The sequence below is a fragment of the Halarchaeum grantii genome (assembly GCF_014647455.2).
Lineage (GTDB): Archaea > Halobacteriota > Halobacteria > Halobacteriales > Halobacteriaceae > Halarchaeum > Halarchaeum grantii.
The window spans coordinates 315,006-338,995 of the sequence record NZ_BMPF01000003.1; the positions used below are offsets into that span (position 1 = coordinate 315,006).

Annotated in this window: 18 protein-coding genes; 5 read left to right on the forward strand and 13 right to left on the reverse strand. The window is 66.9% G+C overall.

The window, feature by feature from the left end:
* Positions 1 to 18: 18 nt before the first annotated feature.
* From IEY12_RS11500 to IEY12_RS11520, 5 genes are all read right to left on the reverse strand, one after another.
* Positions 19 to 669 carry a DUF624 domain-containing protein gene (locus tag IEY12_RS11500; protein ID WP_188883858.1) on the reverse strand — a complete coding sequence of 217 codons (651 nt, stop codon included), beginning with the start codon at positions 667 to 669 and terminating at the stop codon, positions 19 to 21.
* Between the two features lie 83 nt (positions 670 to 752).
* Positions 753 to 1,613 (reverse strand): carbohydrate ABC transporter permease, encoded by an 861-nt coding sequence (locus IEY12_RS11505; RefSeq protein WP_188883859.1) that lies wholly within the window; start codon positions 1,611 to 1,613, stop codon positions 753 to 755.
* Positions 1,606 to 2,529 carry a carbohydrate ABC transporter permease gene (locus IEY12_RS11510; protein WP_188883860.1) on the reverse strand — a complete coding sequence of 308 codons (924 nt, stop codon included), beginning with the start codon at positions 2,527 to 2,529 and terminating at the stop codon, positions 1,606 to 1,608. The genes IEY12_RS11505 and IEY12_RS11510 overlap by 8 nt, the downstream gene beginning before the upstream one ends.
* 21 nt (positions 2,530 to 2,550) lie before the next feature.
* On the reverse strand, positions 2,551 to 3,900 hold the full coding sequence (locus IEY12_RS11515; protein ID WP_188883861.1) for an extracellular solute-binding protein: 1,350 nt from the start codon (positions 3,898 to 3,900) through the stop codon (positions 2,551 to 2,553).
* A 191-nt stretch (positions 3,901 to 4,091) separates the two neighbouring features.
* Complete coding sequence (locus IEY12_RS11520; RefSeq protein ID WP_229871211.1) at positions 4,092 to 6,584, reverse strand: alpha-L-arabinofuranosidase; 2,493 nt, start codon at positions 6,582 to 6,584, stop codon at positions 4,092 to 4,094.
* A gap of 184 nt (positions 6,585 to 6,768) precedes the next feature.
* Here IEY12_RS11520 and IEY12_RS11525 point away from each other — a divergent pair, with 184 nt between their 5' ends.
* Positions 6,769 to 8,904, forward strand: coding sequence for an alpha-L-arabinofuranosidase C-terminal domain-containing protein (locus IEY12_RS11525; RefSeq protein ID WP_188883862.1), 2,136 nt, complete (start codon positions 6,769 to 6,771; stop codon positions 8,902 to 8,904).
* 48 nt (positions 8,905 to 8,952) lie between these two features.
* Positions 8,953 to 10,053, forward strand: coding sequence for a M24 family metallopeptidase (locus IEY12_RS11530; protein WP_188883863.1), 1,101 nt, complete (start codon positions 8,953 to 8,955; stop codon positions 10,051 to 10,053).
* 173 nt (positions 10,054 to 10,226) lie between these two features.
* Here IEY12_RS11530 and IEY12_RS11535 read toward each other — a convergent pair whose 3' ends face one another.
* The 5 genes from IEY12_RS11535 to IEY12_RS11555 all read right to left on the reverse strand — a co-directional run bounded on the left by IEY12_RS11535 (position 10,227) and on the right by IEY12_RS11555 (position 16,394).
* The gene (locus tag IEY12_RS11535) at positions 10,227 to 11,288 is read right to left on the reverse strand and encodes an ABC transporter ATP-binding protein (RefSeq protein ID WP_188883864.1); all 1,062 of its coding nucleotides are present in this window, start codon (positions 11,286 to 11,288) and stop codon (positions 10,227 to 10,229) included.
* On the reverse strand, positions 11,281 to 12,339 hold the full coding sequence (locus IEY12_RS11540; protein WP_188883865.1) for an ABC transporter ATP-binding protein: 1,059 nt from the start codon (positions 12,337 to 12,339) through the stop codon (positions 11,281 to 11,283). Before IEY12_RS11540 ends, IEY12_RS11535 begins: the two co-directional genes overlap by 8 nt.
* A gap of 3 nt (positions 12,340 to 12,342) precedes the next feature.
* The gene (locus IEY12_RS11545) at positions 12,343 to 13,326 is read right to left on the reverse strand and encodes an ABC transporter permease (protein WP_188883866.1); all 984 of its coding nucleotides are present in this window, start codon (positions 13,324 to 13,326) and stop codon (positions 12,343 to 12,345) included.
* Positions 13,327 to 13,337: 11 nt separating this feature from the next.
* Positions 13,338 to 14,348, reverse strand: a complete 1,011-nt coding sequence (locus IEY12_RS11550) for an ABC transporter permease (protein WP_188883867.1) — start codon at positions 14,346 to 14,348, stop codon at positions 13,338 to 13,340.
* 162 nt (positions 14,349 to 14,510) lie between these two features.
* A complete protein-coding gene (locus IEY12_RS11555) occupies positions 14,511 to 16,394 on the reverse strand; it encodes an ABC transporter substrate-binding protein (RefSeq protein WP_229871222.1) in 1,884 nt (627 codons plus the stop codon).
* A gap of 219 nt (positions 16,395 to 16,613) precedes the next feature.
* On the opposite strand from IEY12_RS11555, the gene IEY12_RS11560 reads away from it, so the two are divergent.
* On the forward strand, positions 16,614 to 16,826 hold the full coding sequence (locus IEY12_RS11560; RefSeq protein WP_188883868.1) for a hypothetical protein: 213 nt from the start codon (positions 16,614 to 16,616) through the stop codon (positions 16,824 to 16,826).
* A 136-nt stretch (positions 16,827 to 16,962) separates the two neighbouring features.
* Positions 16,963 to 18,891 carry a glycoside hydrolase family 127 protein gene (locus IEY12_RS11565; RefSeq protein WP_188883869.1) on the forward strand — a complete coding sequence of 643 codons (1,929 nt, stop codon included), beginning with the start codon at positions 16,963 to 16,965 and terminating at the stop codon, positions 18,889 to 18,891.
* Here the strand turns inward: IEY12_RS11565 and melA are convergent.
* From melA to IEY12_RS11580, 3 genes are all read right to left on the reverse strand, one after another.
* Positions 18,888 to 20,216: an alpha-galactosidase gene (gene melA / locus IEY12_RS11570; protein WP_188883870.1), complete on the reverse strand. Its 1,329-nt coding sequence runs from the start codon at positions 20,214 to 20,216 to the stop codon at positions 18,888 to 18,890. The genes IEY12_RS11565 and melA overlap by 4 nt on opposite strands.
* A 123-nt stretch (positions 20,217 to 20,339) precedes the next feature.
* Positions 20,340 to 21,845: an alpha-N-arabinofuranosidase gene (locus IEY12_RS11575; protein WP_188883871.1), complete on the reverse strand. Its 1,506-nt coding sequence runs from the start codon at positions 21,843 to 21,845 to the stop codon at positions 20,340 to 20,342.
* Positions 21,846 to 21,922: 77 nt separating this feature from the next.
* Positions 21,923 to 22,681 carry an IclR family transcriptional regulator gene (locus IEY12_RS11580; protein WP_188883872.1) on the reverse strand — a complete coding sequence of 253 codons (759 nt, stop codon included), beginning with the start codon at positions 22,679 to 22,681 and terminating at the stop codon, positions 21,923 to 21,925.
* A gap of 110 nt (positions 22,682 to 22,791) precedes the next feature.
* Between IEY12_RS11580 and IEY12_RS11585 the strand changes: the two genes are divergently transcribed.
* Positions 22,792 to 23,967: a mandelate racemase/muconate lactonizing enzyme family protein gene (locus tag IEY12_RS11585; RefSeq protein ID WP_188883873.1), complete on the forward strand. Its 1,176-nt coding sequence runs from the start codon at positions 22,792 to 22,794 to the stop codon at positions 23,965 to 23,967.
* Positions 23,968 to 23,990: the final 23 nt, after the last annotated feature.

Here is a 23,990-nt window from a genome sequence, read left to right on the forward strand (position 1 = left end):
TCTTTCTTCCGTCCCGTCTCAGTTTCGCCGTGATTCCGCGTACGGCGAGGACGCGTCCTCGGGCTGCTCGGTCACCGGCCCCAGTAGCACCTCGAGGTGGAACGAAAAGGCGATGCCGGCGAAGACGAGGGCGAACGCGACCGTCAGCAGGCCCGTGACGATCGCGACGAGGAGCGTCCCCATCGCCACCATCACCGCCGAGATGGCGTTCTGCCCCGTCCAGCGGACGGCCGACCTGAGCTCGGGTTCAAGGTCGCCGCCGTTCGCGAGCCCAACGAACGTCGGGACGAGGAGGAGCCACGCGTACGCGGCGACGTAGGTCGTGACGACGGCGAGTGCGAGCGTCAGCGCCGAGCGCGACGCCACGTACTGCCGGGCGTAGAGGACCGAGATGCCGAGGAAGACGGCGGGGACCCCGGTCAGCAGGACGGCAGAGAGGCCGTGGCGCCGGAGCGTCGCGCGAACGTGCGAACGGTCGATACTGTACCCCTCCCTGAGCGACTGGATCGCGGCGTACGCGGCGAGCGTCGCCGGTCCGAGCGTGACGACCGGGAGGGAGCAGAGGAACCAGAGCAGGCTCACGAGGATGAGTCGCGGGCCGTTTTCGTAGAAGAACCCCACCGCGTCGAAGAAGGACCGGTAGACCGTCTTCGTGTCGACTGATCTCATTACGCTAGCTGTACGGGCGCGCCAGTAAGTAGGTTACCCTCGTGAACGACGCCGGTCGGCGTCGCGCCGGGGTGACGAGGGCGTTACGTCACGCCCTGCATCTCCACGGCGGACATCAGCTGCTCCTGTAGGAGGAGGAACAGGATGAACAGCGGCCCCGACGCGATGACGGCGGACGCCATCGTGACGGACGGCTGGTAGGTGAAGTTGTCCCGGAGGACGACGATCCCGATCGGGAGGGTGTACATCGCCTGATCCTGGAGCACGATGAGCGGCCAGAGGAACTGGTTCCAGCTCCAGACGAACATGAACAGCGCGAGCGCGGAGAGGATCGACCGCGAGAGCGGGAGGATCATCCGCGTGTAGATCCGCCAGTTCGAGAAGCCATCGAGCTGGGCGGCCTCCTGAATCTCGTAGGGGATCTCCCGGAAGAACTGCGCCAGGAGGAAGACGCCGAGCGGCCCGGCCGCGAACGGCAGGATGACCGCGAGGTAGTTGCTGAGCAGCCCGAGGTCAGAGATGAGGATGTACAGCGGGATGATGTTCACGAAGCCCGGAACCATGAAGCTCGCGATGATGAGCCCGAGCACGTAGCGCTGGCCCGGCCAGTCGAGGCGGGTCAGCGCGAACGCGATCATCGAGTCGACGATCAACACGAGCAGCGTCGTGGTCGACGCGATGAGCAGCGTGTTGAACGCCCAGCCGATGATGAGCGAATCGGCGAGTAGGCCCGCGTACGCGTGCAGCGAGACCGGGTCCGGGATCCAGTTCATCCCCGCCGCGATGGCGCCCTCCGGCGTCTTGAGCGACGTCGAGATCATGTACATGTACGGCATGAGGAACAGCAGCGCCGCACCGTACATGACGGCGTGTACGAGCACACTCCGCGCGGAGACTTCTCCGGGGAGGAGCGATTCGAGACGGGTGGTGGTTGCGTTACTCATTGTCGCCTCCGATGAGGTAGTAGTTCAGGATGGACACGACGACGAGGATCGCCGTCAGGACGTAGCCGATGGTCGCGGCGTAGCCGAAGTTCTGCTGGTTGAACGCAGCCTCGTAGAGGTACATCACCAGCGTCGTGGTCGACTGCCCCGGGCCGCCGGACGTCATGACGTACGGCTGGCCGTACACCTGGAACGCCCAGATGAGGTTGATGACGACGACGAAGAAGATCGCGTGACGCATCTGCGGGACGGTGACGTCCCGGAACATGCGCCACGTCCCCGCGCCGTCGAGTTTCGCGGCCTCGTAGAGGTACTCCGGCACGCTCTGGCGGGCGGCGAGCAGGATGACGAAACTGAACCCGACGAGCCACCAGACCGTCGTGATCGCGATGGACGGCATCGCGAAGACGTACGACTGGAGCCACTGCGGCGGGTTGGACATGACGAGTCCGAGGTAGTAGTTGATGACGCCGTACTGTGTCGAGTAGAGGTTCGTCCAGACGACGGCCGCGACGGACACCGTCAGGATGTACGGGCTGAAGAAAATCGCCCGGAGCACGCCCCGTCCCCGGATGTCCCTATTGACGCCGAGGGCGAGGCCGAGGCCGACGATGACGATCGACGGAACGGTGAGCAGCGAGAAGTACAGCGTGTTCCCGAGCGCGTTCCAGAACTGCGGGTCGCCGAGCAGGTGGGTGTAGTTCCCGATCCCGATGAACTCGGAGCGCGAGGGGAAGAACGCGTTCCACTCGAAGAGGCTCATGTAGCCGCCCATCAGGAGCGGGTAGAGCAGGAACACCCCGAAGAGGACGAGGTACGGGAGCGAGAAGAGAATCCCCTCGACGAGCTCCTTGCGCGAGCGACTGACGTTCGAGAGAACCCCCTCACCTCCTTTGAAACGGTCGATAGCTGACATAGTGAAATCGTGAGAGAGTGGTTACTGGATGGTGGACGTCCAGTTATCGACGCCGTTCTGGATGGCTTGGTCCACCGAGATGTTCTGCGAGTACGCGTCGGTGATCCACGTCCAGTTGCTGGTGTCGTAGAGGTTCGCACTCTCGGGCTGCGGCCAGTAGGCGAGTTGGCCGTCCTCCGCCATCTCCTTGAACGGCTTCAGCGTCTTGTTCCAGATGTCGGATTCCGGGAGGGCGTCCCCGTTCAGGATGGGGCTGTAGGCCGGGAGGTGGCCCGCTTCCGAGCCCCACGAGGGGTTCTCCTGGGTGATCCACTCCGCGGCGGCGACGGAGGTCTCGATCCGCTCTTGACTGGCGTTGGACTTCTGCGGGACGATGATGGTGTGACTGTCCGCGGTGGTGCGCAGTTGGTCGGCGTCGGGGAAGACGCGCGGCTTGTCGAAGCCCCACTCGAAGTCCTGTTCGCGCATGACGTTCACGTACCACGTTCCGTTGACCGTCATCGCGACGGAGCCGTTCCGGAAGCTCTGCGCGACGCGGTCGGCCGAGATGTCGGGGGTGTCCCAGTTGCGCTCGCCGGAGACGCTCGCGAGGAAGTCGAGGGAGTTGGTCCCGGCTTCGTCGCCGAAGACCGCCTCCGTCATGTCGTCGTTGAACATCTGTCCGCCGTACTGGTTGAGACCCATGAACCACTGACGGAACCCACCGCCACCGCCCCAGTACGGGTCGGGGCTGAACGGCTTCGCGTCCGTGTTCTCGAGGATGGCGTTACAGGCCTCCTCGAACTGCTGGAAGTTCTCGATCGGCGGCTCGACGCCGGCTTCGTTGAGGATGTCGACGTTGTAGTAGAGGCCGACCGGGTGGGAGTCCATCGGCACCGCGTACGTGCCGCCGTCGATCTGGCAGGCGCCGAGGATCTGATCGACGTAGTCGTTCGAGGAGAGCATCCCGCTGATGTCGTTCAGCGTCGGCTTGAACCGGCGGAGGTAGGACGCGTGCGAGATGGCGAGGTCCGGCGGCGACCCGCCGGTCATCGCGGTGTACAGACGGTTGTAGTGCTCCTCCCACGGCGTCCGCTGGCGGTTGATGGTGACGTCCTCGCCGAGCGGGCGTTCCTCGTTGAACTTGTCGATGATGGACTTCATGACCTCACCGTCACCACCACCGAACAGGGTCCAGTAGCTCAGCTCCATCCCGCTACCGCCGCCACCGCCGCCACCGCCGCCACCGCCGGTTAGTCCCGAACAGCCGGCGAGGCCGACGGCTCCCGCGACGCCCGCCGCCTGGAGGAACCGTCGTCGGCCGGTTCGTTCGTTCGATGCCTGTCGCTGGTCGGTATGCGTGTCCGCACTCCCCACTGTGTTGTCCGACATCACACTCAAACAAGACCACCTATTCATAATAAATGTTCCCCAAGAACCTGTGACACAGGCGACGAATTATAAGTTGGAAAACGTAACGTTACATCATTGCATACACTGTGTTTCGCTTCGGTGAACCCGGCGTCTTTACACCTATACTCCTGTTCCTGATTTCGCGGTGGCTACGGAAGTGAGGGAGTCGACTACTCCTCCTGTTGCCCCCGACCGCTCCGCTCCGACTTGCCGGGTTGGGAGTCCGCCCCGTCCCGCCCCTTCCGGCGGCCGGGTTTCCGCTCGTTCTCTATCGGGATGTCCTCGACGCCGTCGAGGCCGGGCCAGACGCCGTTGTCGCCGATGACGTCGGCGCGCCCCCGATCACCGTCGACGTAGAGACGCGCGACCGAGGCCGGCCCGAGCGAGAGCGCGAGCGTGCCGTCCGAGCCGACTTCCCGCACGACGTGCTCGACCGTGTAGTTCGTCGGCTCGTCCCACGACATCGGGAGGGCGTGCGGAAGCGGGCGCTCCGACGCCGACGGCGCGAGCTGGACGAGTTCGACCGCGCAGTCCGCGTAGCGCTCGCCGAGCTCGACCGACACCTCGCTGTCCGTCCGGAGGTTGCGGTTCGTGAGGAAGACCGCGAGTTCGCGGCCGCGACGCGCCTGCATCGCGGCGGCGTCCACGTACGGGACGTCCGACATCGGCTCGATGCGCGGGCCCGTGTCCGGGAGGTCGCGACTCGCGCCGGTCGTCTCGACGCCGACCGAGTTCCACTCGGTATCCCCCTCGAAGACCGCCGAGTAGAGGCCCGTGACCGACCCGTCGGGCCGGAGCGGGTTCGGATCCGGCGGGTAGTCGTCCGTCTTCACGGGCACCCACGACTTCGTCGGCACCCACGTCTGCGAGACCCACTCGACGGTGTCCGGCTGGCGAATCGCGGCGTTCAGCGCGCCCGCGACGTACGACGCGCCCGGCATCGTCTCCGGACCGGGGTAGGGCGCGCCCGACGCGACCGTCGGGAAGATGCCGAGCTCGCTGAGGTTGAGGTAGAAGTCGTCGTACCCCTTCTCGTCCGCGAGGTCGCCGAGACCGGCGAGCTGGTCGCCGAGTTGGGTCGCCGCCATCACCATCACCTCGTTGTAGTCCCAGTCGTCCGCGTCGTGTTCGGCCTTCCACGACTCGACGGCGTCCGCGTCGTCGAGTCCCCACTGGTAGCGGTGGATGTTCAGCCCGTCGAGGAGGTCGGGGTCGAGTTCCTCGAGGAGCGTCTCGTTCCACGGGTTGTCCGCGTGCGCGGCCTCCCCCGGGTCCCACCCGCTCGCGATGACGGTGATGTCGTCGTCGACGTCGCGCATCGCCTCCGAGTAGGCGTCGAAGCCGATGCGCTCCTCGGAGCCGGTGGCGTACTCGCCCGCGTCACTGGTGTGGCCCCACTGCCAGTCGCCCCAGACCTCGTTGCCGACGCCCCAGTGCTCGACGCCCCACGGCTCGGAGCGGCCGTGGTCGGCGCGTAGCGACCCCATCTCGGTGTCGGCGTCGGCGTTGACGTACGCCACCCAGTCGGCGGCGTCCTCGGGGAGTATCTGGCGCTCGGCCGCCCACTCGGGCGGGTTGTCCCACCAGCCGACGGTGATCTCGGGCGTGAGGTCCGCGACCTCGCAGAGTTCAAGGTACTCGGCGGTGCCGAAGAAGTTGGGCTGCATCCCCTGCCACGCGTGGTTGAAGCGCGGCGTCCGCTCCGCGAGCGGGCCGATGCCGTCGCGCCAGTTGTACTGACTCGTGACGTTCCCGCCCGGCCACTTCAGCCACGTCCCGTTCTGCTCCGCGAGCAGCTCGACCGTGTACGGGTTGAACTTGCCGTTGACGGCGTCGTCGGCGGCGAGTTCGACGAAGTCGACGTCGAAGTGGCCGGTCCCCTCGGCGGTGAACGTCACGGCGTACTGGCCGTACGGCGTCTGGACGTCCGCGACGGCGCCGCCGACGTACTGGTCGCCGCTCCGCTCGTCGAGTTCGAGCGTCGGTTCGTGGCGCGTCCACTCCGCCCCGACGCCGAGCCGTTCGGCCGCGAGGACGTCGCCGTCGAGCGTTTCGAGGGCGACGGTGACGGCGTCGACGCTCCCGCGCACGGAGACGCCGAGGTCGTAGCCGAGCGTGCGCTGGTCCGGGAGGACGATGCGCTGTTTCAGGCCGCCGCTCGCGTCGTCGAGCGTGATGCGGGGATAGCCGACGGCGCCGTTCGGGGTCTCCCCGCCGGCGACGTGCTCGCCGTCCGTCCGGTGGGCGACGTCGACGCCGTCGCCGGCGACGCGCTCCCACGGATAGGGCAGCACGTCGTCCCGGTCGATGTCGTAGAAGGTGTCGATGCCGTCGCCGAACCAGTAGTCCGGCACCCGCCAGAACGTGGGGTTCATGGCGTGCAGCGAGTAGACGCCGGGATAGATGGTGGCGTCGCCGTAGTGCTCGTTCAGCCGACCGAAGAGCGTGTCGGGGACGGTCGCCTCGGAGCGCTCGTCGGTATCGACCGAGACGGTGTTCCGAACGGGCGTGCGCGAGTCGGCGTCGTCGGCGGACGCGACGCCGCTCCCCGCGCCGGTGACGGCGCCGGCGGCCAGGAGGGACTGTGTGGCGAGGTACTGGCGTCGGGAAAGGCCGGCGCGCTCGGACTCCGTGCTCTCCTCGTGCGGTGGGTCGGACGACATGTGTTCACAACCATCTCCCGTCAATATAAATAATTAACGTTAATGATTGATGTCGTTTCCGGGACGACTGCATCGAATCGTCGGACGCTCGTTCAGTACGGGGAAACGGGAAGCCAGCGACGGGAGCCGGTAGAGTCGGCCGGTCGGCATAGCTATTTACGGGCCCTCCGTGACACACGAAGGCATGGCCGACCTCCTCCGCCACACGAGCGGTGGCGACGGGACCGCGACCGTCAGTCTCGACCCCGACCGGCGCGCCGACCACGACGTCTCGGACGAGCTCTTCGGGAAGTTCGTCGAGCACCTCTACTCGCCGTGGCGCGTGAAGAACGCCCTCGAAGCCCAGACGCTGTTCAACCCGACCGTCGGCTCGTGGAAGTTCCAGCACGAGACCTACGACGCCGACGGCGGACGCGGCGCCATCCACGACCACGACGAGATCGACGAGCGCATCCGGACGTACGTCGAGACGCACGACCTCCCGGCGGCCGACCGCCTCGAAGCCGCCTATCGGGACGGCTGTGCGTTCTGGTGGTTCCACCACGGCGACGGCGTCCGCACCAGCCCCGACGTCGGCACCGCCGGCGACCGCGCCCAGCGCATCGAAACCGACGGCGCGCACGGGCACGCGGGCATCGCGCAGTGGTGTTACCTCCCGCTCCACCGCACCGAGCGGTTCGAGGGCGACGTCGCGCTCCGCGCCACTGACGAGACGACGGTCCGCCTCGCGGTCCACGAGACGGACGCCGACGGCGCGCTCGGCGACCCCGTCGCCGAGACGACGGTTCGCGCCGGCACGACGATGGCGACCCGCGAGTTCGACCTCGGCGTCGTCGACTACGACTGCGCCGACGACGCCGTCTTCGGCTTCAGCGTCACCACCGACGCGGACGCGAACCTCGTCCTCGACCACGTTCGCTGCTACCCGGACGACCACGTCGAGACCGCCGACCCCGAAGTCGTCGAGTTGCTCCGCGACGCCGACCTCCCCGTCCTCCGATGGCCGGGCGGGAACTTCGTCTCGGGGTACCATTGGCGCGACGGCGTCGGCCCCGTCGAGGAGCGCCCGACGAAACCGAACCCCGCGTGGGACGGCATCGAACCGAACCTCTTCGGGACCGACGAGTTCCTCCGGTTCTGCGAGGCCGTGGGCTGTGAGCCGATGGTGTGCTTGAACGCCGGCGACGGCACGCCCGGCGAGGCCGCGCGCTGGGTCGAGTACTGCAACGGCGACCCCGAGGAGACCGAGATGGGCGCGCTCCGCGCCGCCAACGGCCACCCCGAGCCCTACGACGTCACCTACTGGGAGGTCGGGAACGAGGTCTACGGGCCGTGGCAGGTGACGTGGACGACGCCCGACGGCTACGCGGACCGCCTCGCGCGCTTCCGCGAGGCGATGGCGGCCGTCGACGACGACATCGAGGTGTTCGCCTGCGGGAACCGACTCACCGACTGGAACGACCCCTTCCTCGCGGCGAGCGACGACCTCGACTGGCTCACCGACCACGTGCTCCTCGAAGCGCACGCGGACGCGAGCACCGACCCCGTCGAGCTCTACAACGCTCACACGGGCGTCGCCGAGCAACTCAGCGAGGAGTACGCCGCCGTCCGCGCGGACTGCGAGGACGCCGGCCTCGCGGGGACGCGCCTCGCCATCACCGAACTCCAGTTGTTCACGCGCTTCGACGAGGGCGCTGAAGGCGACGCGATGACCGAGGACGACCTGCCGCGAAACTCCTCCATCACCGAAGCCGTCTTCGACGCGTCCATCGTCACCGCCTGCATCCGCGACGGCTTCGTCCGCATGGTGACCCACTCCGGCGTCGGCAACCACGGCGCGGGCATCCGGAAGACTCGTGAGCGCACGCACGCCGAACCCTGCTACTACGGCCAGCGCCTCGGGCTCTCGCTCGCCGGCGGCACGCCCGTCGGCGTCGACCTCACCTGCGGGACCTTCTCCACGGCGGCGACGTTCGGCGCCGACACCGCGGAGTGGTTCGGCACGCTCGATCCCGTCGAGGACGCACCCGCCGTCGACGCCGTCGCCGTCGACGACCCCGACGGGCACGACGCCGCCGTCCTCCTCGTCCACCGCGACGCCGGCCGCGGCGACGTCGACGTCGAACTCGCCGGCGGCGCGCTCCTCGACGGCCACGGCGAAGTGGCGGTGACAACGCTCGCCGCCGAGGAGATGACCGCCGAGAACACCTACGAGGACCCCGAGCGCGTCACGCCCACGACGGAGACGCACGCCGTCGAGGACGGCGTCGTCTCGCTCACGCTCCCGCGCTACGGCGTCGTCCGCGTCACCGCCGACTGACGCGGCCGGACGCGAGGCTTTTTACTCGCCGCACGCACCCCTTCAAGTATGGCGTACGCCACGGCGACGAAGCTCGACAGAATCGACGCACTCCGCGAGCGGCGCGGCCTCGACGAACTGTGGTTCCTCACCCCGACGAACTACGGGTGGCTGAGCGGCGGGAACCCCATCGTGGACGCGACGAGCGACGTCGGCGTCGCCGCACTCGGCGTCGGCGAGGACGGCGTGCGCGTCCTCGCGCCGAACAACGAGCGCGCGCGCATCCGCGAGGAGGAACTCCCCGGACTCGACGAACACGGTATCGCGCCCGAGACCACCGAGTACGGCTGGGAGTCGCACTCGCTTCGCGAGGCGGTCGCCGCCCACCACCGGGGCGAGGCCGCCGCCGATGTCCCCGTCGCGGGCCTCGACGTCGTGGACGCGACGCCGCTTCGCGCGCCGATGCCGGCGGCGGAGCGCGAGCGCTACCGAGCGGCGTGCGAGGAGACGGCGGCGGCCGTCGAAGCCGTCGCGCGCGACGTGACGCCGGGGACGACGGAGCGGGAGGCGGCCGCCGATCTCGCGCGAGCGCTCCGACGGCGCGGCTTCCGCGCGCCCGTCGTCCTCGTCGGCGGCGACGAGCGCTCACAGCGCCACCGCCACTTCACGCCGACGGACGCCGAGCTCGGCGATTTCGGCCACCTGACCGTCGTCTCGGAGCGCGCCGGCCACGACGTCGCGGTGACGCGGACGGTGGCGTTCGACGCGCCCGCGTGGCTCCGCGAGCGCCACGACGCCGCCTGTCGCGTCGCGGCGACCGCGCTCGCCGCGACCCGCGAGGCCGCAACGGCCGGCGACGTCTTCGACGCGATCGCCGACGCCTACGACGCGCTCGGATACGAGGGCGAGTGGCGCGCGCACCACCAGGGCGGCGCCATCGCGAGCGCGACCCGCGAGTGGACCGCCACGCCGGGAAGCGAAACGCCGATCGAGCGCCCGCTGCCGTACGCGTGGAACCCGACCGTGCAGGGCGCGAAATGCGAGGACACCGCGCTCGTCACCGACGCGGGAGTGGAGGTGGCGACGACGACGGGCGAGTGGCCGACGACGACCTACGAGGCGGTCGGCTACGACGCCCGCGTCGCCTTCCACGACCCGCTCGACCCCTGAGGTTCGACAACCGTCGTATAAACAATTATGTGGTCGTCGAACTAGCTGGCGTGTGTGCAGTACACGTGTACGCGATGTGCGACCGACGTGACGCGACAGAACGGACTCCTCGTCTGCCAGAACTGCGGCTACGCCCCGAAACACGGCGCGGACTAAAAGGAGAAGAGTAGCCCTCAGTCGACCAGTTCGGGACTCTCCCAGTACTCGTGGTCGTCGATCGCCCGGTAGCAGGCGACGCGGTGATTCCCGGCGTCGTCGACGTCCGTGCCCGGCGGTTCTTCCTTGCAGACCTCACGCGCCTCCGGACAGCGCGTGTGGAAGCGACAGCCCTCCGGCGGGTCGCGCGGGTCCGGGATGTCGATCTTGCGAAGCGGCGACTCCGGTTCCTCCTCGGCGTCCGGATTCAGGTTCGGCGCCGCCCACATCAACACCTTCGTGTACGGGTGCTGGGGGTTCTCGATGACCTCGTCTATCGGGCCGATTTCGACGAGCTCGCCGAGGTACATCACGCCGATGCGACCGTCCGCCTTCCCCGTCACGTAGCTCGCGTTCGAGAGGTTGTGGCTGACGAAGAGGTAGGAGGTGTCGAACTGGTCCTGCAGTTCGAGCATCAGGTCCATCATGTCGATGCGGAGGCTCACGTCGAGCGCGCTCACGGCCTCGTCCGCGAGGATGAGGTCCGGGTTCATCAGCAGCGCGCGGATGAGCGCGACGCGCTGGCGCTCGCCGCCCGAGAGCTGGTGCGGATAGCGGTTCGCGTAGTCCTCCGGGGGCTCCATTCCCACGCGGGAGAGCATCTCGTGGACGCGCTCGCGCCGGTCGAAGGCGTCCATGTCGGGTTTCGTGAGCTTCAGCGGCACCATGAGCGAGTGCAACACCGTCTTGTTCGGGTTGAGCGACGCGCCGGGGTCCTGATGGATGATCTGGAGCGCGCGGCGGATGCGCTCGAAGGGGATCTCGACGTCGCCGTCCTTGTCGCGGGCCTCCCAGACGTCCTGCCCGCGGTACGCTATCGAGCCCTCTGTCGGGCGTTGGGTCCCGATCGCCGTCTTCCCGAGCGTCGTCTTCCCGCAACCGGACTCCCCGACGAGCGCGACGACGTCGTTCTCCTCGATGTCGAGGCTGACGCCGTCGACGGCTTTCACGACGTCTTTCTCGCGGGAGAAGATGCCGGACTCGGACTCGAAGTGGACGTGGACGTCGTCGAGCGAGACGACGTGCTCGCCCTCAGTCATTGTACTCTACCTCCTGCAGGTTCAGCGGGATCTCCTCGCGAGTCCGGTCGATGTAGTGGCATTTGGATTGGTGGTCGGCGCTGCCGCCGGCGGACTGGAACGGCGGGTCGTTTTGCACGCAGTTCTCGTCGGAGATCGGACAGCGCGGGTGATACGTACAGCCCACGGGCACGTTCACCGGGTCCGGGCTCTTGCCCTCGATCGGCCGCATCTCCTCGCGCGGCGTGTCGAGGTTCGGCGTCGAGTTGAGGAGCGCGCGCGTGTACGGGTGTTTCGAGTCCGTGAGGACGTCGTAGGCGGGGCCGACCTCGATAAACTCGAAGGCGTAGAGGACGCCGATCCGGTCGGCGAGGTTGGCGACGAGCGGGAGGTCGTGCGTGATGAAGACGATGGTGAGGTCGCGCTCGCGGCCGATCTTCCGGATGAGCTCGATGATGGAGCGCTGCATCAGGAGGTCGAGCGCGGCCGTCGGCTCGTCCATCACGAGCACCTCGGGTTCGAGGAGGAGCGAGAGCGCGAGGAGCGCGCGCTGCTTCATCCCCCCGGAGAGCTCGTGCGGGTAGGACTCGAAGACCTGCTCGGGCTCGAGGTAGAGCTGTGAGAGGAGTTCGTCCGCGTGCTCCATGCCCGCATCGACGTCGCGGCCGTGCGTCTTCAGCGTCTCCTCGAAGTGGTCGCCGATGGTCATCGTCGGGTTGAACGAGCTCATCGCGCCCTGGAAGACCATCGCGATCTGCTCCCAGCGGATCTCCTTGATCTCGGCCTCCGACTGGTCGAGGAGGTCGATGGGCTCGCCCTCTTCGGGGTGGAACATGATCTCCCCGGAGAGCACGCCGGGTTCGGGGACGGCGTCGAGGAGCGCGGACGCGAACATCGACTTCCCGCTCCCGGACTCGCCGACGACCCCGAGGATCTCGCTCCGGTCGACGTCCATGTCGACCGAGTCCATCACCTTGGACTCCCCGCGCTCCATGTCGAACGTGACCGAGGCGTTCCGGACTTCGAAGATCGGATCCGTGACGTCGAACTTGTGTGTGGCTTCAGCGTGCATGAGTTACTTCTCCATCGGCGTGGTGTCGTCGATAGTCTCGGCGTGACGCGCCCTGATGCGTGGGTTGAAGAGCCGCTCGGTCCCCTGCGAGAACAGCACGAGACCGAACGACAGCATGACGATGGTCACCATCGGGAGGACGACCCAGTAGACCGAGTCCCACGAGTAAATCGCGCCGCCCGTCGAGTACGCTCGGTTCAGCATGATCCCCCAGTTGTTGAACGAAACCGGGAGGATACCGAGGTAGTAGAGGGCGACGGACCCGAAGATGACGGCGCGTGCGGTGTTCACGAAGCTAATCAGGACGAACGGCATGATGTTCGGCAGGATGTCGTCGAAGATGATACCGCTGAGCGAGCGCCCCATGATCCGCGACGCCTCGACGTAGGAGTTGTCGCGGAGTTCGAGCACCTGCGAGCGGATGTTCCGCGCGAGACCCGCCCAGCCGTTGATCGAGAGGACGATACCGATCAGGTACGGGCTGCTCGGCTCGAACGTGACGACGATGAGGATGATCAGCGGGAGGCCGGGAATCGTCATCGCGATGTCGACGATGGTCGAGATGACGGCGTCGACCGTCCCGCCCTTGTATCCGGAGACGGTGCCGAGGACGACGGCGATAGCGGTCGCGAAGACCGCACCCGCGAGGATCATCTTCAGCATCGGCGGCGTCGCGTGGACGAGGCTGGCCATCAGGCTCTCGCCGAGGTTGTTCGTCCCCAGCGGGTAGCCCGACGCCTCGAAGATGCCGGCGAGTCGCGGACCGCCGACCTCGGGCGGGTCGACGAGCCTGACGCCGACGGTGCCGACGAAGATGTAGAACAGGATGATGAGCGTCCCGAGTCGCGTCCGCCAGTCGCTCCAGACGACGCGGAACGGAGTCAGGACGTAGCGATCCAGTCGCTCTCGATAGAGGTCCGATTGGGACCGTGCGCTCTCTCGCTCGATACTCGAACCGCCCGTGAACGTATCGTTGGCTTCTGACATGGATGCGCTCGTTAGTACGACTCACCCGACCCCGAGGAGACGCGGGGGTCGACTTTGCTGTAGGTCAGGTCGGCGAACAGGATACAGATGACGACGGCGACCGTGATGGTGATGAAGATACCCATCATGAGCGGGTAGTCCCGCGCGTTGATCGCCGTCAGCAGGTAGTAGCCGAGTCCCGGGTACGCGAAGATCTGTTCGAGAATGACGGAGCCACCGAACATGAACCCGATGGAGATCATGAACTGCGTGTACAGCGGGAGCACGGCGTTGCGGCCGACGTAGCGGGTCGCGATCCGACGCCCGGAGACGCCGCGAAGGTGGGCGACGCGGATGTACTCCTCACCGATCTCCTTGATCGCGTTGCCGCGCATCCCGAGCGAGATACCCCCGAAGCCAGTGATGACGAGCGAGAGGATGGGGAGGATCGAGTGCTCGATGATGCTCCCGATGTACGCCACCGAGAACGAGGCCTCCATGCCGGACGCGACGTTGCCCGAGGCCGGGAGGAGGGAGAGCTGAATCGAGACGACGTAGACGAACAGGAGCGCGGCGATGAAGTACGGCACCGAGTTGAGGAACATCGAGACCACCGTCGAGCCGTTGTCGAACCACGACCCCTCCTTGTACGCCATCACGGCGCCGAGGACGATGCCGATGGCGAACGTGAGGATGATGGAGGTCGTGAGCAAGAAGAGCGTCCACGGGGCGGACTGGAGGATGATGTCCGCGACCGGTTCACCGTACCAGATCGAGCGCCCGAGGTCGCCCTGCGCGAGACTCGAGATGTAGTACCACAACTGCATCCAGATCGGCTCGCCCGGGTGAATGTTCATGTACTCCGCCGCGAGCGACTGGAGCTCGCTCATGCTGATCTGGTTTCCCGTGCGGGACTGCATGAGTTTCGCACGGAGGTAATCGACCGGGCCACCGGGCATCGCCCGGACGAGGAGGAAGGTGAGTACGACCACGGATAAGACCGTGAGAATCGACTGGCCGACTCGCCTGACTATGTATCGCATGGATTACTGTGTGACATCATTATTGTAGTGTCATATAGATTGTGGTCTTTAATGCAAGACGGCGCGGCGATGGCGGTCGGTGACGCCGCGACGGCGCCGTAGACCGGTGAAAAGCGGAGAAGCGTCGCAGTCGTCGCGTCGGCGTTCAGTTGGTCTTCTCGTTCAGTTGGACTTCCCGTTCATGAGGCCCATGCGCGGGAACCACCACTGCGGCCACTTCGCCTGCCACGCGGCGTCGTCCTTGGCGGGCTCCCAGTTCCAGTCATCGCTGGTCATCCACGCGGTGTCGTTGATCTCGAGGATGGGGAGCATCGGGATGAACTGGTTAGCGACCCACGCGAACTCCGTGATCGCCTCCTGGAGGTTCTCCTCGGAGGCGTTCCGGACGTTCTGGAAGAGCTGGAGGACGTCGACGCTCTGCAGTTCGCCGTCCGGTTCGCCGACGGGCGGGACCTCCACCTCCGTCGGCTTGAAGTTCATCTTGTACACCTTGTCCGCGAGCGGGCGGAACCACTGGCCGAAGGTGTACCACGGGTTGTCGCGACCGAGCGTCCACCCGGTCGCCGCAGTGACGTAGTTCCCCTCGAGGTAGTGGTTGGGGTAGTAGGACGTCGAGTCGATCATCTTCACCTCGGAGTCGATGCCCTCGTCAGTGAGCAGGCTGGAGATCGTCTGGTAGATCGGATGCCAGTCCGTGTAGCCCGACGGGACCTTGATCGGCATCGAGAGCTGCGTCCCGTCGGGGCGCATCCACTTGCCGCCCTGCTTCGTGTAACCCTCCTCGCGGAGGAGGCGCCGGCCGCGCTCGGGGTTCTGATACCGGTGGAGCTGTTCCTCGCCCTCGTCAGTGACCCAGCGCGTCCAGCGGTCGGTCTGCTCGTTCTGCCCGTTGATGTTGCCGACGAGACCGCTCGGCGCCTGCACGGGGACGCCGAACTCCCCGTAGTTGCGCGAGACGAGGTCGCGGTCGATGAGTTCGGCGATGGCCTGACGGACGCGGATGTTCCCGAAGTCCTCGTGTCCGCAGTTGAACGGGAGGGCCTGCCCCCAGAGCGCGGGGATCTGGTTCGTCAGGATGCCGTCGTTCTGTTTGGCCTGGCTGAGGACGGACTGGGGCGGCGTGAAGTTGCGCACCATGTCGATGTCCCCCTCGGGAGCCATCCCGAGGACGACGCTCGCGGTGTCCGTCGAGGCGCGGATGACGTCCCAGTAGTCGAAGTTGATCTGGTCCGCGTCCGGGTGGTGCTCGTAGAGCTCCATCCGGAGCCGGTTCGAGGAACGGGAGACGAACTTGAAGGGGCCGTTCCCGAACGGCTCATCGAACGAGGCGCTTCGGAGGTCGGTACGGACGCTGTTGCGCTCCTCGTCGCTCGTCGCGTCCATGAACCGTTCGACGTACTCGCCGTAGCGGTGATAGGGAACGTTGAGCCAGAAGTTGTTCAGCGACTGGCGGAAGATGCTCTCGTTGACCGAGCCGTCGAGCGGGAGTTCGATCTGCCGATCGCCGGTGACCTCGATGTCGTTCGCGTTGTACAGCCCGGCGACCGTCGAGTTGACGGCGGCGTGGCAGACGAACCACGCCATCAGGTCCTCGCCGGTGACCGGGTCGCCGGGGTCGCCGTTGTGCCACGTGAGCCCGTCGCGGACGGAGAGGACGGCGCGCTCGTTCTGGCCGTCGAACTCGTCGATGGAGACGGCGTAATCGGAGAACTCGTTCGTCGAGATGACCCACCGCTGCAGCATGTCCGTCTGCATCGGGTGACTGAACGGCTGGGTGAAGTTGAAGTGGTTGAACTGCCAGTTCGTCGGGTTGGCAGTGACGTAGTTCGCGAAGGAGTCGTCCGCGACGCCGGAGCCGCCGGACCCGTCGCTCGATCCGGTGGTCCCCTGCGTCGTGGTCCCGTCGTCGTTCTGCCCACCGCATCCCGCGATCGACACCATCCCCGCACCGGCGCCGGCCATCCCGGCGCGACGCATGAGCTCGCGACGGTCGATACCGCTACTAGCCCGACTGCTATCGTCACTCGAGTGGTTGCTCGATGTCACACAGGGTCATGTCGATTCATCCATAATAAATGTTAGCAAAGTATTCCAACTCGGCGACCGAACGCACGTTCTTCGGGTCGATACGGCCTATACCGCCGGGTATGCCGTATCTCGACGGCCGTGAGGAAACGGGACGACGCGGCGGTCGAGGCGCCTCGACGGCGGGTCGGGTTCCACGTATCGGTACGTATTTCACCGCGTCCGTGCTACCGATGCACAATGCAGCTGAGCAAGACGGTCTTCCGGTTTCTCCTCGTCATCGTCTCGTTCCTCGCACTCCTCACCCTGTTCATACTCCCGTTTCAGACGCCGGGAACCGGCGGATACGTCATCACGATACTCACGCTGGCCGTCCAAGTGGTGTTCATCCTCGCGCTCGCCGCTGCGCTCTACTTCGACTGGGACCCGCTCCGGGAGTTCGAGGAAGCGTAGAGGAGAATAAGCCGATCACCTCGTCCTGTTCCGCTCTGTGAAACGCCGAGTCTGCAAACCGGATCACCGGACGGGGTATCCGGTCGGCCGGTGGCCGATCCATCACAATTAATACCGTCTGTGCGGAGACAGTACTATGACTCGACGCCCGACTGACGAGCGACTCGACCCGGTACCGCTCACCGACGTCTCGATCGACGACGGGTTCTGGAACGACCGCCTCGAGACGAACCGCGAGGTGACGCTCGAACACCAGTACGACCGCCTCGGGGAGCGCAGCCTCGAGAACTTCCGCCGCGTCCGCGACGGGAAGACCGGCGGCTTCCAGGGGATGTGGTTCGAGGACTCGGACACGTACAAGTGGTTGGAGGCGGCGAGCTACGTGCTGGCCACCCGCGACGACCCCGAGTTGAGGGAGCGAGTCGAGGAGGTCATCGAGCTGGTGGGGGCGGCCCAGGAGGAGGACGGCTACCTGAACACGTACTTCGCGCTCGAGGAGCCGGAGAACCGATGGACGAATCTGAACATGATGCACGAACTCTACTGCGCGGGCCACCTGATCGAGGCGGCCGTCGCGCACCATCGGGCGACCGGCGAGACGTCGCTCCTCGCCGTCGCGACCGACCTCGCCGACCACATCGACGGCGTCTTCGGCACCGGCCCGGACGACCTCGACGGCGTCCCCGGCCACGAGGGCATCGAGCTCGCGCTCGTGAAGCTCTACCGCGTCACCGACGAGGAGCGCTACCTCGACCTCGCGCAGTACTTCGTCGACCGACGCGGCCGCGAGGACACCCGGCTCGGGTGGGAGGCCGAACACCCCGATGAGACCGGCGGCGACGTCCCGCCCGACATCTTCCTCGAGGACGGCAAGTGGGACGGCTCCTACGCCCAAGCCCACGAACCCGTCCGCGAACAGGAGACCGTCGACGGCCACGCCGTGCGCGCGATGTACCTATATAGTGGCGTCGCCGACCTCGTCGCGGAGACCGGCGAGGACGACCTCTACCGCACCCTCGAGACGCTCTGGACGAACATGACCACGAAGCGGATGTACGTCACCGGCGGCATCGGCTCCGAGTCCGCCCACGAGGGCTTCACCGTCGACTACGACCTGCGCAACCGCACCGCGTACGCCGAGACCTGCGCGGCCATCGGGAGCGTCTTCTGGAACCACCGGATGTTCCAGTTGACCGGTGAGGCGCGCTTCTACGACGTGCTCGAGCGCGCGCTCTACAACGGCGTGCTCGCCGGTGTCTCGCTCGACGGGACGTCGTTCTTCTACGAGAACCCCCTCGAGAGCCTCGGCCACCACCACCGCGCGGGCTGGTTCCAGTGCGCGTGCTGTCCGCCGAACGTCGCGCGACTCTTCGCCTCCCTCGGCGAGTACGTCTACGCACAGGGCCCCGACGACGACGTCTACGTCACCCTCTACGTCGGCGGCGAAGCCGACCTCAGCGTCGACGGCGCGGACGTGACGCTCACGCAGGAGACCGACTACCCGTGGGGCGACTCGACCACCGTCGGTATCGAGACCGAGACGCCGGTCGAGACGGCGCTCCACCTCCGCGTGCCCGAGTGGTGTGAGGACGTCGCGGCGTCCGTGAACGGCGAGCGCGTCGAGGCCGACGCCGGGGACGGCTACGTCGTCATCGAGCGCGCGTGGACGGACGGCGACTCGGTGACGCTCGACTTCGCCCTCCCGGTTCGGCGCCTCGCCGCGCACCCGGACGTCCCCGACGACGCCGACCGCGTGGCGTTCCAGCGTGGCCCGCTCGTCTACTGCGTCGAGGAGGCCGACCTCGACGGCGTCGCTCCCTCGCACCTCCGCGTCGACCCCGGGTCGACCGTCGAGACCCGCGAGGAGGCCGACCTCCTCGACGGCGTCGTCACCATCGAGGGCGACGCGCGCGCCGTCAGCACCGAGGGCTGGGAGGGCGCGCTCTATCGGGAGTACGACGACCTCGCGGACGACGAATCGGTGGCGACGCTGACCGCGATCCCCTACTACGGCTGGGACAACCGCGGGGCGGGCCGGATGCGCGTCTGGCTCCCGACCGACTAGGCGAACGCGGGGAGGTAGTCGGCGTTCGCCGCGAGGAGGTCGTCGACCATCGCGTCGAGTTCGTCGAGCGTGCAGGCGGCGCCCGCGAGCGGGTCGAGTTTGATCGCGCGCCGAAGCGCGTCCTCGTCGCGCTCCAAGCCCGCTTCGACGGCCTGCTCCTGTACCGCGACGTTCGTGCGAATCAGCGCCGCGAGCTGTGCGGGGAGGTCGCCGACCGAGCAGGGGTGGACGCCCGTCCCGTCGACGAGACACGGCACCTCGACGCAGGCGTCGTCGGGGAGGTTCGTGATGGAGCCCCCGTGGTTGCGGACGTTCGCGTTCACGCGACGCGGCGTGTCCGTCTCGATGGCGTGGATGATGCGGGCGGCGTACTCGTTCGAGCGCGACACCGAGAGGTCGACGTCCTCGACGTCGCGCTCGGCCTGCCACTCCTTCATCCCGCGATAGAACTCGAGGTACGCGCCCGTCGGCATCCACGAAGCCGTGATACCACCGGGGCCCTCCTCGTACCCGTCCGGCGGCGTGAGCTCCTCGACGACGGCCGCGTCCGTGCGGAAGTAGGGGAGGTACTCGCTGAGGTGGTGGCTGGACTCGGTGACGAAGTAGCCGAAGTGCTCGAGTAGTTCGAAGCGGACCGGGTCGGCGGTGTAGTGCTCGTCGTCGGCGGCCGCCTCGTGGAGCGCGGGATAGATGCTCTCGCCGTCGACTTCGGCGTCGAGGAACCACGCCATGTGATTGATGCCGGCGACCCAGTGCTCGAGGTCGTCGGCGTCGACGCCCGCGTAGTGCGCGATGGCCTCGGCGGTGTGCTGGACGCTGTGGCAGAGGCCGACGACCTCGATGTCGGTCGCTTCGTCGAGCGCCCAGCAGAGTATCGCCATCGGGTTCGTGTAGTTGAGGAGGAGGGCGTCCGGGCAGACCGCCTCCATGTCGTGCGCGACGTCGAGGAGGGTCGGGAGGGTGCGCATCGCGCGGAAGACTCCGCCGGGACCGAGGGTGTCGCCGACGGCCTGCTCGACGCCGTACTCGCGCGGGATTTCGACCTCGTTCTCGAAGGGGTCGGCGCCGCCGACGCCGATGGTGCAGAGGACGTAGTCCGCCCCCTCGAGCGCCTCGCGGCGATCCGTCGTCGCCTCGACGGTGGCGTCGTAGTCGCCCGCGTCAACCATCGCCCGCGCGACCGACGCGGTGCGTTCGAGGGCGTCCGCGTCGACGTCCATCAGGACGACATCGCTGTCGGCGAGTGCGGGATAGGAGAGGACGTCACCGAGGAGGTTTCTGGCGAACGTGACGCTACCGGCACCGAGGAAGACGATGGTGGCCATGGTCGGCCGAGACGGCACACGCTGTTAAGCGCTTGCATGAATCGAGAACCCGTCCGGCGAAACCGACGTGGAGCGCCCGAGCAGGGGCGCTCCGGAGCTACGAGACGAGGGTGGGGTGTCGGTTTACTCGAGCGTGATGGCGGCGACGGTGGACGCGTCGAGGTCGACGGTGAGAACGCCGTCGGCGACGTCGACGTCGAGGTCCTCGGCGACGAACTCGTCGGCGTTGTCGGCGTCGACGTGGAGGCCGGCGTCCTGGCCCTCGAAGAGGACCTGCGCGTCCGCGACGTCGTCGGCGGTGACGCCGCCGTCGACTTCGACCTCGACCGAGTGGCCCTCGCGGCAGTCGAGGTTGGTGACGGTGACGTACGTCTCGCCGTCCTCGCTCACGGAGGCGGAGGCGCCGACGAGCGGCAGGTCGTCGTCCTTGCGCTCGACGTCACGCGTCGGCGCATCGACGGTGGTCGTGACGGCCTCGTTGGCCTTGTGGGGCGCGTAGAGGTCGAAGACGCGGTACGTGGGGCGGGCCCACGCGTCGTCGCCGTCCGTCTCCACGAGACACTGGAGGACGTTGACGGTCTGCGCGATGTTGCTCATCGTCATCACGTCCGCGTTGTGGTTGAAGATGTCGAGGACGGCGGCGGCGGAGAGCGCGTCGAGGACGGTGCCCGGCTGTTCGAGACCGTTCTCCGGGACGGCTTCGGGATGCCACGTCCCCCACTCGTCGATGATGACGCCGATGTCGCGCGTCGAGGCGGCGGCGTCGACGGCGGACGCGATGCGCTCGATGTGCTCCTCCATCTCGAGGGCCTCGACGAGGAGTTCGTCGTAGTCGTCCTCGTCGGACTCGGAGACGGTCATCGCGCGCCCGTAGTAGTGGTGGAGCGTGATGTGGTCGAGCGGGAAGTCGACGCCCCACCGACCGCTCGCGACCTCCTCGAGGAAGCGGCGGTTCCACTCGTGGCCCTCGAAGCCACAGGCGATGAGGTCGACGTCGTAGTCGAGCATGAGGTTGTCCATCGACCCCATGTAGGTCGCGAAGCGGCGGTACTCGCGGGCGTACTGCTCGGGGCTCATCTGACCGCCACAGCCCCAGTTCTCGTTGCCGACGCCCCAGAAGGGCACCTCGTAGGGCTCCTCGTGCCCGTTCTCGCGACGCCGGTCGGCGAGTTCGGTGTCGCCGTCGTAGCCGCAGTACTCCATCCAGTCGGCGGCCTCCTGCGGGTCGCCGGAACCGACGTTCGCGGCGAGGTAGGGCTTGGTTCCGACGCGCTCACAGAACTGGAGGAACTCGTCGGTGCCGAAGGCGTTGGACTCCTCGGGGACGTCGTCGCGGCCCTGCGCCCAGAAGAGGTTCCGCCGTCGCGGGCGGTCCTCCTGTGGGCCGACGCCGTCCTCCCAGTGGTAGTCGTCGGCGAAGCAGCCGCCGGGCCACCGGAGGACGGGGATGTCGAGGTCGGAGAGCAGTTCGAGGACGTCCGTGCGGAAGCCGTCCTCGCCGGCCGTGTCGTCCGTGTAGAGGCCGTCGTAGACGCAGCGGCCGAGATGCTCGGAGAAGTGGCCATGCACTTCGGGTTCGATGCGGTCGATACGCGCCTCTGGATGAACGGTAACGCGGGCGTTTGCCATACAGTTCCAAGATTGGATGGTCGACCATTATAAATAGTTCGGTTCAATGGGTGTGACGAACCACCCGGACGCCGAATCTACTGATACTTCATGTTGACCTCGATGACGTTCGCCGTCCGGAGGACGAGGTCCGGGATGTCCTCGAGGAAGCGGTCGTCCTGCATCCCGCTCTTCGGTCCGGAGACGCTGACCGCGCCGAGGACGCCGTCGTCGCCCGTAATCGCCGCGCCGACGCAGCGCACGCCGGGGATACGCTCCTCGTCGTCGACCGCGAACCCGCGCTCGCGACATTCCTCGATCTCCTCGAAGAGCACGTCGCGGTCCGTGACGGTGTGCTCGGTGACCGCCGGGAGGCCGTGCTCGTCGAGGACGTCGTGGATCGTCTCGTCGTCGAACTCCGCGAGAATCGCCTTCCCCGCGGAGGTCGTCGAGAGGTGGACGCGCTTGCCGACGTGGGTGTCGAGTTGGAAGGCGTCCTCACCCTCGGCCTTCGCGTAGAAGACCGCCTTCCCGAAGTCCTCGACGACGAGGTTCGCGTGCTCGCCGGTCTGGTGGGCGATCTTCTGAATCTCGGGTTCGGCGACCTGATAGAGCGGGTCCTGCTTGCGGGCGTAGCCGCCGATCTCGAGGAAGCGCGAGCCGACGCGGTAGCCGTCGTCGTCGCTCGTCACGAACTCGTTCTGCTCGAGCGTCCGCAGGTGATCGAAGACCGTACTCGTGGGGAGGTCGAGGTGGGTCGCGAGCTCGGAAACGCCGGCACCGTCGAGATCCCGGAGCGCTTCCACGATATCGATGGTCGTTTGCACCGACCCGATGGGCGCGTCCTGCGTGGGCATACTGTGTCCGTTGGCAAGTGAGACGTATAGGGCTTCCGCCACTGGCGGAATAAATAGTCGAATTCCAGATAGATATATTTAATAGCCCGGTGGCTAACGTATCGAATGCAATGTCGGACGTAGAAATCACCGGCGTAGAAACATATCTGGTCGCGAACCCGTGGAAGCCGTGGGTGTTCGTCGAGCTCGAGACGGACGCTGGCGTCACGGGTCTCGCGGAGGCCACGACTCACGACAAGCCGCGCACGGTCGCGGCGGCCATCGACGAGATGTCGAACTTCTTCATCGGGAAGGACCCCTTCGACACCGAGGCGCTCTGGCTGGAGATGTACCGCAACGAGTGGTTCTCCAAGAACGTCATCAACACCACCGTCTGCTCCGCCATCGACATGGCGTGCTGGGACATCAAGGGCAAGCTCCTGGACAAGCCCGTCTACGAGCTGCTCGGCGGTCCCGTCCACGGTACGGAGCTTCGCACGTACGCGAACGGCTGGTACCAGAACACCGGCGGCACCCCCGAAGGGTTCGCCGAAGCCGCGAAGGAGGTCGTCGACCACGGCTACGACGCGATGAAGTTCGACCCCTTCGGCACCGCGTGGCAGTCCATGTCGCGCAAGGAGCAGAACAAAGCCGTCGACATCGTCGGCGCCGTCCGCGACGCCGTCGGGCCGGACGTCGACCTCATGATCGAGTGCCACGGCCGCTTCTCCGCCGGGCAGGCCGTGGAGATCGCGCGCGAGATGGCCGAGTTCGAGCCTACGTGGTTCGAAGAGCCGTGCCCCCCGGACTCGATCAACAGCCTCGCGGAGGTAGCGCGCAAGTCGCCCATCCCGGTCGCGACCGGTGAGCGGCACATGACCAAGCACGACTTCTACGAGCTGGTCACCCGGACGGACGTCGACGTCTTCCAGCCCGACCTGATGAACACGGGCGGCATCACCGAGGGCAAGAAGATCGCCGCCCTCGCGGAGGCCGACCACGTGGACGTCGCGCCGCACAACCCGCAGGGCCCCGTCGCGGGCGCCATCTACGGGCACTTCTGTACGTCCATCCCGAACTTCCGCATTCAGGAGATGTTCCAGACGTTCGACGTCGACTGGGTCAACAACCTCATGAACAAGCCGCTCGTCGTCGAGGACGGCTACATGCAGATCCCCGACGGCCCCGGCTACGGCATCGAGCTCGACCACGACGTCGTCTCCGAGCACATCTACGAGGAGGACCGCGTCCACACCATCGACCTCTGGGAGTCCGGCTGGGAGGACCGCGCACAGGACAAGCGCTAACCCCCCGAACCCCACCACCGTCG

Excerpts from the sequence above, each read along its gene's own strand:
- IEY12_RS11550 (WP_188883867.1), bottom strand. The coding sequence starts at position 14,348 with ATGCGATACATAGTCAGGCGAGTCGGCCAGTCGATTCTCACGGTCTTA.
- IEY12_RS11560 (WP_188883868.1), top strand. The coding sequence starts at position 16,614 with ATGCAGCTGAGCAAGACGGTCTTCCGGTTTCTCCTCGTCATCGTCTCG.
- IEY12_RS11585 (WP_188883873.1), top strand. The coding sequence starts at position 22,792 with ATGTCGGACGTAGAAATCACCGGCGTAGAAACATATCTGGTCGCGAAC.
- IEY12_RS11505 (WP_188883859.1), bottom strand. The coding sequence starts at position 1,613 with ATGAGTAACGCAACCACCACCCGTCTCGAATCGCTCCTCCCCGGAGAA.
- IEY12_RS11540 (WP_188883865.1), bottom strand. The coding sequence starts at position 12,339 with ATGCACGCTGAAGCCACACACAAGTTCGACGTCACGGATCCGATCTTC.
- melA (WP_188883870.1), bottom strand. The coding sequence starts at position 20,216 with ATGGCCACCATCGTCTTCCTCGGTGCCGGTAGCGTCACGTTCGCCAGA.
- IEY12_RS11515 (WP_188883861.1), bottom strand. The coding sequence starts at position 3,900 with ATGTCGGACAACACAGTGGGGAGTGCGGACACGCATACCGACCAGCGA.
- IEY12_RS11520 (WP_229871211.1), bottom strand. The coding sequence starts at position 6,584 with ATGTCGTCCGACCCACCGCACGAGGAGAGCACGGAGTCCGAGCGCGCC.
- IEY12_RS11510 (WP_188883860.1), bottom strand. The coding sequence starts at position 2,529 with ATGTCAGCTATCGACCGTTTCAAAGGAGGTGAGGGGGTTCTCTCGAAC.
- IEY12_RS11565 (WP_188883869.1), top strand. The coding sequence starts at position 16,963 with ATGACTCGACGCCCGACTGACGAGCGACTCGACCCGGTACCGCTCACC.
- IEY12_RS11535 (WP_188883864.1), bottom strand. The coding sequence starts at position 11,288 with ATGACTGAGGGCGAGCACGTCGTCTCGCTCGACGACGTCCACGTCCAC.
- IEY12_RS11525 (WP_188883862.1), top strand. The coding sequence starts at position 6,769 with ATGGCCGACCTCCTCCGCCACACGAGCGGTGGCGACGGGACCGCGACC.
- IEY12_RS11530 (WP_188883863.1), top strand. The coding sequence starts at position 8,953 with ATGGCGTACGCCACGGCGACGAAGCTCGACAGAATCGACGCACTCCGC.
- IEY12_RS11580 (WP_188883872.1), bottom strand. The coding sequence starts at position 22,681 with ATGCCCACGCAGGACGCGCCCATCGGGTCGGTGCAAACGACCATCGAT.
- IEY12_RS11500 (WP_188883858.1), bottom strand. The coding sequence starts at position 669 with ATGAGATCAGTCGACACGAAGACGGTCTACCGGTCCTTCTTCGACGCG.
- IEY12_RS11575 (WP_188883871.1), bottom strand. The coding sequence starts at position 21,845 with ATGGCAAACGCCCGCGTTACCGTTCATCCAGAGGCGCGTATCGACCGC.
- IEY12_RS11545 (WP_188883866.1), bottom strand. The coding sequence starts at position 13,326 with ATGTCAGAAGCCAACGATACGTTCACGGGCGGTTCGAGTATCGAGCGA.